The following is a 13,206-nucleotide window of genomic DNA, read 5'->3' on the forward strand; positions in this document are numbered from 1 at the left end:
GACTAAACGCGGGGCGTTCCCTGCCCCCCGGATTCGGAGCTTCGCATGATGCGTCTTCCCCTTGCGTCCCCCTTCGATCCCGCCTTCGACGACGACAAGCTGAGGGAGGAGTGCGGCGTCTTCGGCGTGATCGGCGTGGCGGATGCCGCCAACTTCGTGGCGCTTGGCCTGCACGCCCTGCAGCATCGCGGGCAAGAGGCCGGCGGCATCGTCAGCCACGACCCCGAACAGGGCTTCAACTCGGCCCGCCGCTTCGGCTACGTGCGCGACAACTTCACCAACAAGACGCTGATGGACACGCTGCCGGGGCCGCTTGCGATCGGCCATGTGCGCTATTCCACCGCCGGATCGAAGGGTTCCACCGCGATCCGTGACGTGCAGCCGTTCTTCGGCGAGTTCTCGATGGGCGGGGCCGCGATTGCCCACAACGGCAACCTGACCAATGCCGATGCGCTGCGGCGCGAACTGATCGAGCGCGGCTCGATCTTCCAGTCATCCTCCGACAGCGAATGCATCATCCACCTGATGGCGCGCTCGATCCAGAAGAACATCTCGGAACGCATCAAGGACGCGCTGCGCCGGGTCGAGGGCGCGTTTTCCATCGTCGCCATGACGCGGACCAAGCTGATAGGGGTGCGCGATGCGCTGGGGGTGCGGCCGCTGGTGCTGGGCCGCGTCGGCGAGGGCTGGGCGCTGAGCTCCGAGACCTGCGCGCTCGACATCATCGGGGCCGAGTTCATCCGCGAGATCGAGCCGGGCGAGATGGTGGTGATCGACGGCAACGGGATCGAATCCACCCGCCCCTTCGCCCCGGCCAAGCCGCGCTTCTGCATCTTCGAGCATGTCTATTTCTCGCGCCCCGATTCGATCCAGGGCGGCCGCTCGGTCTACGAGACCCGCCGCCAGATCGGGGTGGAACTGGCGATCGAGGCCCCGGTCGAGGCCGATCTGGTCTGCCCGGTGCCCGACAGCGGCACCCCCGCCGCCATCGGCTACAGCCAGCAGTCGGGCATCCCCTATGCGATGGGGATCATCCGCAACCAGTACATGGGCCGCACCTTCATCGAGCCGACCGAAAGCATCCGCAACATGGGCGTGCGGCTGAAGCTGAACGTCAACCGCAGCCTGATCAAGGGCAAGCGCGTGGTGCTGGTGGACGATTCGGTGGTGCGTGGCACCACCAGCCGCAAGATCAAGGACATGATCCTCGAGGCCGGCGCGGCCGAGGTCCACTTCCGCATCGCGTCGCCGCCGACCGCCTGGCCCTGCTTCTACGGGGTGGATACCCCCGAACGCAGCAAGCTCCTGGCCGCCAACATGTCGGAAGAGGAGATGCGCGACTGGATCGGCGTCAATTCCCTGCGCTTCATCAGCCTTGACGGGCTTTACCGCGCGGCGGGCGAGGCGCTGGGGCGCGACAACAAGGCGCCGCAGTTCTGCGACGCGTGCTTCTCGGGGCAATACCCCGTCGCGCCGTCCGACAAGATCGAACAGGGCTTCGAGATGAAGGCGGCGCAATAGCCGCATTGCTTGCCACGGCCTGCGCTTTCATCTTTGCCCAAATATCCCCGCCGGAGGCCCCCACGGTGCCGCCGGACCGACGCCGGGCGTTCAAGCCCGCCAGAACCGAAGGCCCGTCCCCATGACCACCCTGCCCGACCGTCCCCGCATCGCCCTTGTCACCGGAGCCTCGCGCGGGCTCGGTTTTGCCATCGCCGAAAATCTGGCGGCGCAAGGCTGGTATGTGGTGGCCGTGGCGCGCACCGTGGGCGGGCTGGAGGATCTCGACGACCGCATCAAGGCCAATGGCGGCGAGGCGACGCTGGCCCCGATGGACATCACCAAGGACGACGCCATGCGCCACCTCTGCCGGTCGATCCACGATCGCTGGGGGCATCTGGAACTGTGGGTGCACACCGCCATCCATGCCGCCCCGCTATCGCCCGCGGCCTATCTGGATGGCGAGGACTGGGACAAGTCGGTTGCGCTCAACGTCCGCGCCACCGGCGTGCTGATCCCGCTGGTGGAGCCGCTGCTGGTTGCCTCGGGCCATGGCACGGCACTGTTTCTGGATGATCCGCACGGCGGCGAGAAGTTCTTCGGGGCTTACGGCACCACCAAGGCGGCGCAGATCGCGCTGGCGCGCAGCTGGCAGGCCGAAACCGTGAAAACCGGCCCGCGCGTGCGGATCGAAACCCCCGCCCCGATGGCCACTGCCACCCGCGCGCGCTTTTACCCCGGCGAGAACCGGGCGGTTCTGGCCGACATCCATGCCGAAGCTGCGCGGATCGTGGCGACGCTGGGCTGAGCGGGCTGCAAGGAAGAAGGGGGGCTGTCTGCCCCCCTCTGCTGCGCATTCACCCCCCGAGGATATTTTCGCAAAGGTGAATGGGCGAAGGCAGGGCTATTCCAGCCTTGCGGGGAAGCCTGTCGCGCGCAGGTCTGTGCCGAGAACGTCTTCCAGCAGCTTGACGATCTGGGTCGATTGCGCCTGCCCGCCATAGGCGGCGCGGCCCTTCACGAAGGTCTGCTGCGTCATTGACGCAAGATCCAGCGGCACACCGAACTCTCGCCCGAACTCCATCGCAAAGCCCAGATCCTTCAGCGCCAGATCCATGCTGAAGGAGATGTCATAGCTGCCGTTCAGGATCAGCTGGCCCTCGGTTTCATGGACGAAGGATGTGCCCGACGAGGCGGCGATCGCCTCCCAGGCGGTCTTCAGGTCCAGCCCGCCGCGTTTTGCCAGCATCAGCGCCTCGCCATCCGCCACAAGATGGATGAAGGCCAGCATGTTGGTGATGACCTTGATCACCGCCGCCGAACCGAGTGGCCCCATGTGGAAGATGCGGTCCCCCATCGCCTGCAGGGCGGGCAGGTGACGGTCGTAGAGGTCAAGGTCGCCCCCCGCCAGCACGGTGATGCGGCCCTGTGCGGCCAGATGCACGCCGCCGGTCACCGGCGCCTCCATCAGCCGCACGCCCTGCCCGGCGGCAAGCTCTCCCAGCCGCAGGATATCGTCGCGGCCCAGGGTGGAATTCTCGATCCAGCAGGCACCGGGCCGCATCCGCGGCAAGATCTGCGACAGCACCCGTTCCGATGCGGCTGGCGAGGGCAGGCAGGTGATGACATGATCGACCGCCGCCGCCAGATCGGCGGCGCTGTCCGCCCGGCCTGCCCCCATCGCGATGTGGCGTTCGGCCAGCGCGGGGTCGATGTCATGCACCGTGACGCGGAAGCCTCCGCGCAACAGGCTGGCGGCAAGGTGGCCGCCGAGGTTGCCCAGACCGATATAGCCGTAATGCATCATGCCTCTCCCAAACCGACCCGCGTTCTGACCGCGCTGGCGTCGCGAATGCCCCGATGGGCGGAACAGGGGTTGACCTGACCGGCGCTTCCGCCCCGCGGCGGGGCGGCAGAGGCGCCGGGGATGCAGGGTTTCAAGCGGTTGTCGAAGGTCATCGTGCTGTCACCTGAAATGGATGTTGTAGGTCGCCCGGATCGCGGCGTCGATCTCGGGTTCGATCTGGCTGCCGGCCCTGGCGAGCAGTTCGTTCTTGCGGGCAATCGCGCGGTCCAGCAGCATCGGCCGCCCGGCCTCGACCCATTCCTTCGGGCTCATCCGGTTGCCGACCGCCGGATAGATGTATTCGGTCTGCATCAGCGCCAGCGTCTGGTCGGACCCGAGGTAATGCCCAGGCCCGCCAAGGCAGACCTGCTTCATCGCCTCGATCGACGTGCTGTCCTCGGTCACGTCGATGCCGCGCACGCAGCGCAGCACCTGGCCCAGGATGTCGTCGCCCAGCACCAGGCTTTCCATGCAGAAGCCCAGTAGCGATGCGTGCATCCCCACCGCCTCGTAGACCATGTTCAGCCCGGACAGGCCCGCCAGCGTGTTGGTGATCGCCTGCTCCCAACCCGCCTGCATGTCGGGCAGCTTGCTGTCGCTGATCCCCGCCGCCGCCCCGCCCGGCAGATCGTAGAAGCGGTGCATCTGCGCGCAGCCCGCCGTCAGCAGCGCCTGCTCGGCCGACCCGCCCGACATTGCCCCGGTGCGCAGATCGGAAACGAAGGGCCAGGTGCCGAAGATGCAGGGCGCGCCCGGCGTGATGGCATTGGCATAGACCACCCCCGCGAGGCATTCCGCCATGGCCTGCACGATGGCCAGCGCGATCGGCGCCGGCGCCGTCGCCCCCGCCTGCCCGGCCGACAGCAGCAGCATCGGCATCCCCGCGCGGATGCAGGCCTCCATCGTGATGCAGCTTTCCTCGGCAAATTTCATCGGCGGCACGACGAAGCAATTGGAATTGCTGACGAAAGGCCGCGCCCGCCACTTGTCCTCGCCCCCCGCCACCCGGTGCAGCAGGTCGAAGCATCCCTCCACATGGGACGGGTCGCTGAACGAGGTGCCGACATGCTTGGTCGTGCCCGAAAGACAGGCGTAAAGCGTGTTGATGTCCATGTCGAAGTTGTCCAGCACGTCGCGGCAGACCATGGCGCGCTGGAAGAAATGCACGTTGTCAAGGTGATGCGTGATCCGCGCCGCGTCGTATAGATCCTGCGCCGTGCTGTCGCGATAGGTGTTGGTGGCCACGTCCACGATATGCACCGCCGCCCCCGCCGTGCCGAAATGCACGTTGGTGCCGCTCAGATGCAGGTCGAACTTCGGGTCGCGGGCGCAAAGCGTGATGTCGCGCGCCGCAACCGCCAGCATGTCCTCGACCAGCGCGCGCGGAAACCTTATCCGCCCGTCATCACCCAGCACCGCCCCCGCCTCGGTCAGCAGCGCAACACCCGATGGCGGCGCCTGGGCAAGCCCGATCACCTCCAGCGCGTCCAGCGCCGCGGCGTGGATCTTCGCCATCCCGGCTTCGGTCAGGGGCCGGTACTGCCCACCCGGCATCCCGGCCCGCACCGGGCGCAGGTTCTCGGCCAGCGGGGCCGAGCGCAGCGCCACCCGGTTCGCCCGCCCACCCGACCGCCGCGCCCGTGCCGGTTCGCACGCTTCGCCCACGTCGCTCATGGCCCCATCCTTCTTCTGTTCACAAATATCCCGGGGGTGCGGGGGCTGGCCCCCGCTCGATCCTTGGTCACCCGCGCACCCGCACGGCCTTCGGATCATGCATCGCCACCAGCGAGGCCACCGCGTCGTGCCTGCGCCCGGCAATCTCGATCTGGTAGTGCCCGGCCAGCACCTCTTCGGCACTTTCCCCCCGGCAGGGCACATAGCCCAGGCCGACCGACCCGCCGAGGAAATGCCCGTAGTTGCCCGAGGTGACCGGCCCGACGATCCGCCCATCGCGCACCACCGCCTCGTTGTGGAACATCAGGGGCTCCGGGTCGGCCAGGCGGAACTGCACCAGACGGCGGTCGAGCCCCGATTCCTGCTTGCGCAGCACCGCCTCGCGCCCGATGAAATCGCCCTTCCCGGTCTTGACCGCAAAGCCCAGGCCCGCCTCCAGCACATGATCCTCGTCGGTGATGTCGTGGCCGAAATGGCGGTAGCCCTTCTCGATCCGGCAGGAATCGAGCGCGTGCAGCCCGCATAGCGTCAGCCCCGGGTCCGCCTCGACCAGTGTTTCGAATACATGCGCCGCCTGATCGGTGGGCACATAAACCTCCCAGCCCAGCTCGCCCACGTAAGTCACCCGATGCGCCCGCCCCAGCCCCATGCCGATCTCGATTTCCCGCGCCACCCCAAAGGGATGCGCGGCGTTGCCGAAGTCGTTCGGGGAAACCGCAGCCAGCAGGTCGCGGCTTTTCGGCCCCATCACGCACAGCACCGCCTCGCCCGCCGTCACGTCCGTGACCACGGCGAATGCCTCACCGAGATGCCGCCGCAGCCACGCCAGATCGCGCTGCAGCGTCGCCCCCGGCACCACCAGCAGGAACGCGGTCTCGGAAAGCCGCGTCACCGTCAGGTCGCTTTCAATTCCCCCCCGCGCGTTCAGCATCTGGGTGTAAACGATCCGCCCCGCCGCCACGTCGACATCGTTGCCGCACAGCCGCTGCAGGAAGGCGCAGGCGTCGCGCCCCTCGACCCGGATCTTGCCGAACGAGGTCATGTCGAACAGCCCCACGCCCTCGCGCACGGCCATGTGTTCCGCCCGCTGGTTGGCGAACCAGTTCTGCCGCCCCCAACCGTAACGATACTCCCGCTCCTGACCGTCGCGCGCGAACCAGTTCGCCCGCTCCCACCCCGCCACCTCGCCGAACACCGCGCCGCGCGCCGCCAGATGCGCGTGCAGCGGCGAACGCCGCACCCCACGCGCCGTCGCCATCTGCCGGCAGGGGAAGTGGTCGGCATACAATAGCCCCAGCGTCTCGCTGACCCGCTCCTTCAGATAGCGCCGGTTCTTCTGGAACGGCTGCGCCCGCCGGATGTCGACCTCCCACAGGTCGAACGGCGCTTCGCCGTTGGTGATCCAGTGCGCCAGCGCCATCCCCGCCCCGCCCGAGGACACGATGCCGACCGAATTATACCCCGCCGCGATCCAGTAGCCGCCCAGTTCGGGCGCCTCGCCCAGATAATAGCGGTCGTCGGGGGTGAAGCTTTCCGGCCCGTTGAAGAAGGTGTGGATGCCCGCAGTCTGGAACAGCGGCATCCGCTGCATCGCCGCCTCTAGGATCGGCTGGAAATGGTCGAAATCCTCGGGCAGCGTGTCGAAGCAGAAGTCCTCGCGGATGCCGCCCATCCCCCAGGGCTTGGCCTTCGGCTCGAAGGCCCCCAGCATCATCTTCCCGGCATCCGACTTGTAGTAGGCGCATTCGTCGGGCACCCGCAGCACCGGCAGATGGCCCAGCCCGTCAACAGGCTCGGTCACCAGATAGAAATGCTCGCAGGCGTGCAGCGGCAGCGTCACCCCGTTCTGCGCCGCAAGGTCCCGCCCCCACATGCCGCCGCAGTTGATCACCACATCGGCGGCGATATGCCCCCGCTCGCCGCCCACCTCGTAGTCGACCCCGGTCACCCGACGCCCCGCCTCGGTGACCCCCGTGACCTTGACCCCCTCGAATATCCGCGCCCCGCGCATCCGGGCGCCCTTGGCCAGCGCCAGCGCGATGTTGCCCGGGTCGCACTGCCCGTCCAGCGGCAGCGCCACCGCGCCCACCACATCGCCGACATTCAGATGGGGATAACGCGCCTTCACTTCCGATGGCGAGATCTCGTGCACCTCGACATCGAAGATCCGCGCCACCGTCGCCTGGCGCAGCAGCTCCTCGTGCCGCGCCGCCGTCAGCGCGACCGAGATGGAGCCCACCTGCCGCATCCCCGTCGCCACCCCGGTCTCGGCCTCCAGCTTCACGTAAAGGTCGGCGGAATACTTCGCCAGCCGGGTCATGTTCTGGCTGCCTCGCAGCTGCCCGATCAGCCCCGCCGCATGCCAGGTGGTGCCGCAGGTCAGCTGCCGCCGTTCCAGCAGCACGATGTCGGTCCACCCCGACTTCGCCAGATGATAGGCCACCGAACACCCCGAGATCCCCCCGCCGATGATCACCGCCCGCGCCGTTTTGGGAACCTCACCCATCCGCCAAACCCTCATTCTTCTGTTCACAAATATCCCGGGGGGTCCGGAGGGCTGGCCCCCCGGCTTTGCCCCTCAACCGCGCAGCCGCGTGTTCGCCGCATCCCACAGCGGCGCATCCGCCTGCACCACCGCCGGATAGAGGTGCCCGAAGATTTCGACCTCCAGCGCCGTGCCCGGTTCTGCCAGATCGGCCCGCACCATGCCCAGCGCCACGCAGGCGCCGACCCGGTGGCCCCAATAGCCGCTTGTGGTCTCCCCAACCACGCCGCCCGCGTGCCACAGGGTCGACATGTAGGGCGGGTCGCAGTCGCCTGCCGCCACGCGCAGCGTGACGAAGCGCCGGGTGACGCCCGCCTGCTTTTCGGCCGCCAGCGCCGACCGGCCGCGGAATTCGGGCTTGGACCAGTCGATGAACCGCTCCAGCCCGCCCTGCAACACGGTGTAATCGGTCGAGAGGTCGCCCTTCCACGCCCGGTAGCCCTTCTCGATCCGCAGCGAATTCAGCGCGAACATGCCGAAGGGGCGCAGGCCGTAGCCTTCCCCGGCCCGCGTCACCGCGCCGAACACCGCCGGGATGTCGGCCACCCGGCTGTGCACCTCCCACCCCAGCTCGCCCGCGAAGGACACGCGGAACAGCATCACCTCTGCCCCGCCGATCCGCCCCGTTTGACAGGTCAGCCACGGCCGCGTCAGGTCGGCGTCACACACCGCCGCCAGAATGTCGCGCGACAGGGGCCCGGTCAGGATCTGGCATGACCAGTCGTCGGTCTCGTCCACCAGCGCCAGCCCCGGCTCCAGATGGCGCGCCAGCCAGTCGCGGTCATGCGCCTGCGCGGTGGCGGCGGTGATCAGCAGCACCGTGTCATCCGCCAGCCGCGCCATCGACATTTCGGTGACGATACGGCCCTTGTCGTCGGCGAAATAGGCCAGCCCCAGCCGCCCCACGGGCGGAACCCTGCCGGTGATCTGGCGCGCCAGCCACTCCGACACCCCAGCCCCGGTCACCCGATAGCGCGAGAAACCCGGCAGGTCGAGAATACCCGCCGCGTCGCACACCGCCTGACATTCGGCCCGCACCGCGCCGAACCACGGGCCCTCTCGGCCCCACGTCCGGCTGGCGGCCTCCGACACGTCGTCGCCGGGCCGGGCATACCACAGCGCCCGCTCCCAGCCGTTGTAGGGGCCGAACTGCGCCCCCAGCGCCGCCACACGGTCATGCACCGACGACAGCTTCCGGTCGCGCCCCTCCGGCCAGACGTGGTGCGGGAACTGGATGGCGTATTCGTTGCCGTAGACCTCCATCCCCTTCTTCACGCAGTAGTCCCGGTCCTCGAAGCCGGTGAAGCGGCGCGGGTCGCAGGACCACATGTCCCATTCGGTGGCGCCTTCGGACACCCATTCCGCCAGCACCTTGCCCGCCCCCCCGGCCTGACAGATGCCGAAGGTGAAGACGCAGGCCTCGAACGCGTTCGGCACCCCCGGCATCGGCCCGATCAGCGGGTTGCCATCGGGGGTGTAGGGGATCGGCCCGTTTATCACCTTGGTCAGCGCCGCCTTTTCCAGCAGCGGCACACGCGCCATGGCGTCGGCGATGTGCCACTCCAGCCGGTCAAGATCGTCGGGGAAAAGCTGAAAGCTGAAATCCTCAGGGAAAGGGTCGTCGGGCGTCGCCCAATGGGCGCGGCAGTTGCCCTCGTAGGGGCCAAGGTTGAAGCCGTTCTTTTCCTGCCGCAGGTAGTAACTGGAATCCACGTCGCGCAACAGCGGCAGCTTGTGGCCGACCTCTGCCGACCACGCGGCCAGTTCGGGAATGGTGTCGAACAGCATGTATTGATGGCTCATCACCATCATCGGCAGGTCGCGGCCGAACCATTTGCCGACCTCTCGGGCATAATAGCCTGCCGCATTCACCACCACCTCGCAGCGGATCTCGCCCTTGGCGGTCTGCACCACCCACTCGCCCGCCTCGCGGCGCACGCCGTTCGCGGGGCAGAACCGCTCGATCCGCGCGCCAAGGCTGCGCGCCCCCTTGGCCAGCGCCTGCGTCAGCTGCGCCGGGTCGATGTCGCCATCGTAGGGATCATAAAGCGCCCCTGTCAGGTCGTGGGTTTCCACGAACGGGTATTTGGCGCGAATCTCGTCCGGCGCGAGGATTTCCAGGTCCATCCCCTGATAGCGGCCCATGCCGACCACCCGCTGAAACTCCTGCAACCGCGCGCGGCTGTGTCCCAGCCGCACCGATCCGGTGACATGGTAGTTCATCGGGTAATCGACCGCCTGCCCCAGCCCGCGGTAAAGCTCTGCCGAATAGCGCTGCATGTTCATGATCGACCAGCTGGAACTGAAGGTCGGCACATTGCCCGCCGCGTGCCAGGTAGACCCGGCGGTGAGTTCGTTCTTCTCCAGCAGCACGGCATCGGTCCAGCCCGCCTTCGCCAGATGGTAGAGCGCCGAAACCCCCACCGCCCCGCCGCCGATGATCACAACCCGCGCTGATGTCGGAAATCCGGCCATCCCTGCCCCCCTGCTTTGCCCGCAGTATCGGGTGGCGCGGCCGGGCTTACAATTCGCCATTTCCGGCCTTATTGATCGGATATTCCGATCAGGGGCCCGCCATGCAGATCGACCTTCTGGAAACCTTTCTCGACCTGATCGAGACCCGCAGCTTCAACCGCAGCGCCGAACGGCTGGGGGTGACGCAATCCACCGTCTCGGGGCGCATCGCGGCGCTGGAAACGGCGCTGGGGGTGCGCCTGTTCACCCGCAGCCGGGCCGGGACCGAGATCACCACCGAAGGGCTGAAGTTCGAGGCCCATGCCCGCGCGCTGCGCCACGCCTGGGCCGAGGCGACACGCGCGCTGCGGGCAGGAGGCACGGCGGCGCTGTCGCTGCGCATCGGCATCCAGAACGATCTGGCGGCGGGGCGGATCGGCGACTGGGTGCAGGATTTCCGCCGCGCCCTGCCCGATTGCGCCTTCTACATCGAGCCCGACTATTCGGCGCAGATGTGCAACGATCTGGCGCTCGGCATCCTCGATTTCGCCGTGCTGTTCACCCCGCGCGCCCTGCCCGAGCTGCATGTGGCAAGCCTTGGCGACGTGCGCTACCGCCTGATCTCGTCCGACACCGCCAGCCGCGCGGGCCTGACCCCAGCGCGCTACATCCTTGCCAACTATGCCCCGGCCTTTGCGCAGACCCACGCACAACTGTTGCCGGAATTTTCGGGCGCGCCGCTGGCCTCGGGGCAGAACGCGGCCGTGGCGGGGCTTCTGACCACGCTGGGCGGCGCGGGCTTCGTGCTGGAGGACACCGCCCGCCACCTGGTCGATACCGCCGGTTTCCACATGGTGACCGACGTGCCCGCGATTCCCCAGCCGGTCTTTGCCGCCATCCATCAACGCCACCGCACCTCGCGCCTGCACCGCCGCCTGCTGCGCATCGTGCAGCGCCCCTTCGCCGCACGCTGACCCCGCGGTTTCATCTTGGCTCAAATATCCCCGCCGGAGGCACCCGCCCCCGCCGCCGGAGCCTGCGGCGCGGATATTTGAGCCAAGATGAAAGGGAAAGGTCAGCCCTCAAACCAGCGTGTGCAGCCGGTAGCCGGGCGCATAGGCCAGACGGACCGAGGTGACCGGCGCCGCCTCGGTCCAGGTGGTGCGCTCGGTGATGAACAGGGCGGCGCCGGGGGCGAGGCCCAGCACCGCCGCCTCGGCGGGGGTGGCCGGGGCGGCGGAGAAGGCGATGTCGCCGGTGGTGAAGGGCACATGGCTGACCAGCCATTCGTTGACGCTGATCGCGGTGAAATCGGGGGCCGGGTCGGGCAGGACGGCGGGGTTCAGCCAGCGGTCCTCGAAAAGATAGGGCCGCCCGTCCGCCAGGTGCAGGGTGCCGAGGTGCCAGAGCGGCGTGCCGGGGGCGAGGCCAAGATGCGAGGTGACCGGCACCGGGGCGCGGGTCATCATCTGTTCCAGCAAGCGGAAGCTGTAGGTCTGGCCGCGCCCCTCGACCTCCAGCCGGGTCACCGGGATGTCGAGCGTCGCCTTGCGCACCGGGTGCAGCGTCACGCGGGTGCCCGCCTTGCGGCGGCGTTCCAGAAGCCCGGCCTCGGCCAGATCGCGCAGCGCCCGGTTGACGGTGGCGCGGGCGCAGGCGAACTCGGCCGCCAGCGCCTCTTCGGTGGGGATCGTGGCGCCGGGGGGCCAGATGCCGGTGCGGATGCGGCGCAGGACTTCGGCGCGGATTTCCTCCCAGCCCTTCGGCCCGGCCTCGACGTTCACAGCCGCGCCCTCAGACCCGCCATGCAGGCGCGGTAGCGGGCGGTGATCCCGTCTTGCGCGACATGACGGCCACCCTGCACCAGATGTCGCCCGGCGGACCACACCTCTGCCACCATCCTGTCATCGCCCGCGAAGATCCAGGCATCGAGCAGGGCGTCGCCCGCGCGCCCCTCCAGATCGACCGCCGTGCCGTCTAGCGCCAGCAGGTCTGCCGTGGCGCCGACCCGGATCGCGCCCGCATCCCGCCCCGCTGCCTGCGCGCCGCCCCGCACCGCGCCTTCAAACAGCACCCGGCCAGTCGTATGCGCCTCAGTTGCCAGCAGCGACCGCCCCCGGTCGCGCAGGCGCTGGCCGTATTCAAGCAGGCGCAGTTCCTCGGCCAAAGCAACACGCAGGTTGCTGTCCGACCCGATACCGAAGCGCCCGCCCGCGCCGAGGTAGCGCACGCCGTCGAAGATGCCGTCGCCCAGATTGGCCTCGGTGATCGGGCAAAGCCCCGCCACCGCCCCCGAGGCCGCCAGCGCCAGCGTCTCGGCCGGTTCCATCTGCGTCGCGTGGATCAGGCACCAGCGCGCATCGACCGCATGGTTGGCCAGCAGCCATTCGACCGGGCGCGCGCCATAGGCCCCCTGCACCTCGGCCACCTCGGCCAGTTGTTCGGCGGCGTGGATGTGGATCGGCGCGGCGGGGGCCATGGAGGCCGCAGAAAGCAGCCCCTCCTGCGTCACCGCGCGCAGCGAATGCGGCGCCACCCCCAGCACGGCATCATCGGGCAAGCTGGCCAGCGCCCGCGCCGCCGCCTGCCACAGCCGGGCAAAGCCGTCCGGGTCATTGCCGAAGCGCCGTTGCCCCGGCCCCAGCGCCCGCCCGTCGCAGCCGCCTTGCTGATACAGCACCGGCAGCAGCGTCAGCCCGATGCCGCTGGCCGACGCCGCCGCCGCGATGCGGCCCGACATCTCGGCCGGGTCGGCATAGGGCGCACCATCCGGCCGGTGGTGCAGGTAGTGGAACTCGGCCACCGCCGCATGGCCGGCCAGCAGCATCTCCATCTGGACGAAGGCAGCGATGGCCTCGACATCGTCCGGCGTGAGGTGGTCGAGGAAGCGGTACATCAGGCTGCGCCAGGTCCAGAAACTGTCCTGCCCGGCGCTGCGCGCTTCGGTCATGCCCGCCATGGCGCGCTGAAAGGCGTGCGAATGCAGGTTGGCCGGGGCGGGCAGCAGGCAGGACAGGCGGCGGCCCTGCGGCGCGGCGCCGGGGTTCACGCCCGTGATCCGCCCCGCCGCGACGGTGACCTGCACGTTTGCGGCCCAGCCGTCCGGCAACAGCGCGGTTTCGGCCCAGAGGGTGATGGCGGGCATGGCGGGCCTCTTGACAGCTGTTATTATGTGCAGACATATTAA

The 13,206-nt window shown here is 68.7% G+C and carries 9 protein-coding genes; 3 read left to right on the forward strand and 6 right to left on the reverse strand.

The annotated features are described in order from the left end of the window. Positions 1-45 precede the first annotated feature (45 nt). Together purF and RNZ50_14070 are read left to right on the forward strand one after the other, a co-directional pair. Positions 46-1,521, forward strand: coding sequence for an amidophosphoribosyltransferase (gene purF, locus RNZ50_14065; protein ID MDT8856121.1), 1,476 nt, complete (start codon positions 46-48; stop codon positions 1,519-1,521). Between the two features lie 121 nt (positions 1,522-1,642). Continuing rightward, positions 1,643-2,308 (forward strand): SDR family oxidoreductase, encoded by a 666-nt coding sequence (locus RNZ50_14070; GenBank protein MDT8856122.1) that lies wholly within the window; start codon positions 1,643-1,645, stop codon positions 2,306-2,308. A gap of 96 nt (positions 2,309-2,404) precedes the next feature. Here the strand turns inward: RNZ50_14070 and RNZ50_14075 are convergent, their stop codons facing one another. The 4 genes from RNZ50_14075 to RNZ50_14090 form a co-directional block, all read right to left on the reverse strand. Continuing rightward, positions 2,405-3,304, reverse strand: coding sequence for an NAD(P)-dependent oxidoreductase (locus tag RNZ50_14075; GenBank protein MDT8856123.1), 900 nt, complete (start codon positions 3,302-3,304; stop codon positions 2,405-2,407). Between the two features lie 162 nt (positions 3,305-3,466). Further along, positions 3,467-5,020, reverse strand: a complete 1,554-nt coding sequence (locus RNZ50_14080) for a trimethylamine methyltransferase family protein (protein ID MDT8856124.1) — start codon at positions 5,018-5,020, stop codon at positions 3,467-3,469. A 67-nt stretch (positions 5,021-5,087) separates the two neighbouring features. Beyond that, positions 5,088-7,526, reverse strand: coding sequence for an FAD-dependent oxidoreductase (locus tag RNZ50_14085; GenBank protein MDT8856125.1), 2,439 nt, complete (start codon positions 7,524-7,526; stop codon positions 5,088-5,090). 72 nt (positions 7,527-7,598) lie between these two features. Next, the gene (locus RNZ50_14090) at positions 7,599-10,040 is read right to left on the reverse strand and encodes an FAD-dependent oxidoreductase (protein ID MDT8856126.1); all 2,442 of its coding nucleotides are present in this window, start codon (positions 10,038-10,040) and stop codon (positions 7,599-7,601) included. A gap of 101 nt (positions 10,041-10,141) precedes the next feature. On the opposite strand from RNZ50_14090, the gene RNZ50_14095 reads away from it, so the two are divergent. Beyond that, positions 10,142-10,993: a LysR family transcriptional regulator gene (locus RNZ50_14095; GenBank protein ID MDT8856127.1), complete on the forward strand. Its 852-nt coding sequence runs from the start codon at positions 10,142-10,144 to the stop codon at positions 10,991-10,993. Positions 10,994-11,101: 108 nt separating this feature from the next. Here RNZ50_14095 and RNZ50_14100 read toward each other — a convergent pair whose 3' ends face one another. Further along, the gene (locus RNZ50_14100) at positions 11,102-11,803 is read right to left on the reverse strand and encodes a GntR family transcriptional regulator (GenBank protein MDT8856128.1); all 702 of its coding nucleotides are present in this window, start codon (positions 11,801-11,803) and stop codon (positions 11,102-11,104) included. Continuing rightward, on the reverse strand, positions 11,800-13,164 hold the full coding sequence (locus RNZ50_14105; GenBank protein ID MDT8856129.1) for a formimidoylglutamate deiminase: 1,365 nt from the start codon (positions 13,162-13,164) through the stop codon (positions 11,800-11,802). The genes RNZ50_14100 and RNZ50_14105 overlap by 4 nt, the downstream gene beginning before the upstream one ends. Positions 13,165-13,206 lie beyond the last annotated feature (42 nt).

The sequence above is a fragment of the Paracoccaceae bacterium Fryx2 genome (genome assembly GCA_032334235.1).
Classification (GTDB): Bacteria; Pseudomonadota; Alphaproteobacteria; order Rhodobacterales; family Rhodobacteraceae; genus JAVSGI01.

What these genes read in the sequence shown, in the direction of transcription:
- purF (MDT8856121.1), top strand. Translation starts at nt 46, where the DNA reads ATGATGCGTCTTCCCCTTGCGTCCCCCTTCGATCCCGCCTTCGACGAC.
- RNZ50_14070 (MDT8856122.1), top strand. Translation starts at nt 1,643, where the DNA reads ATGACCACCCTGCCCGACCGTCCCCGCATCGCCCTTGTCACCGGAGCC.
- RNZ50_14075 (MDT8856123.1), bottom strand. Translation starts at nt 3,304, where the DNA reads ATGCATTACGGCTATATCGGTCTGGGCAACCTCGGCGGCCACCTTGCC.
- RNZ50_14080 (MDT8856124.1), bottom strand. Translation starts at nt 5,020, where the DNA reads ATGAGCGACGTGGGCGAAGCGTGCGAACCGGCACGGGCGCGGCGGTCG.
- RNZ50_14085 (MDT8856125.1), bottom strand. Translation starts at nt 7,526, where the DNA reads ATGGGTGAGGTTCCCAAAACGGCGCGGGCGGTGATCATCGGCGGGGGG.
- RNZ50_14090 (MDT8856126.1), bottom strand. Translation starts at nt 10,040, where the DNA reads ATGGCCGGATTTCCGACATCAGCGCGGGTTGTGATCATCGGCGGCGGG.
- RNZ50_14095 (MDT8856127.1), top strand. Translation starts at nt 10,142, where the DNA reads ATGCAGATCGACCTTCTGGAAACCTTTCTCGACCTGATCGAGACCCGC.
- RNZ50_14105 (MDT8856129.1), bottom strand. Translation starts at nt 13,164, where the DNA reads ATGCCCGCCATCACCCTCTGGGCCGAAACCGCGCTGTTGCCGGACGGC.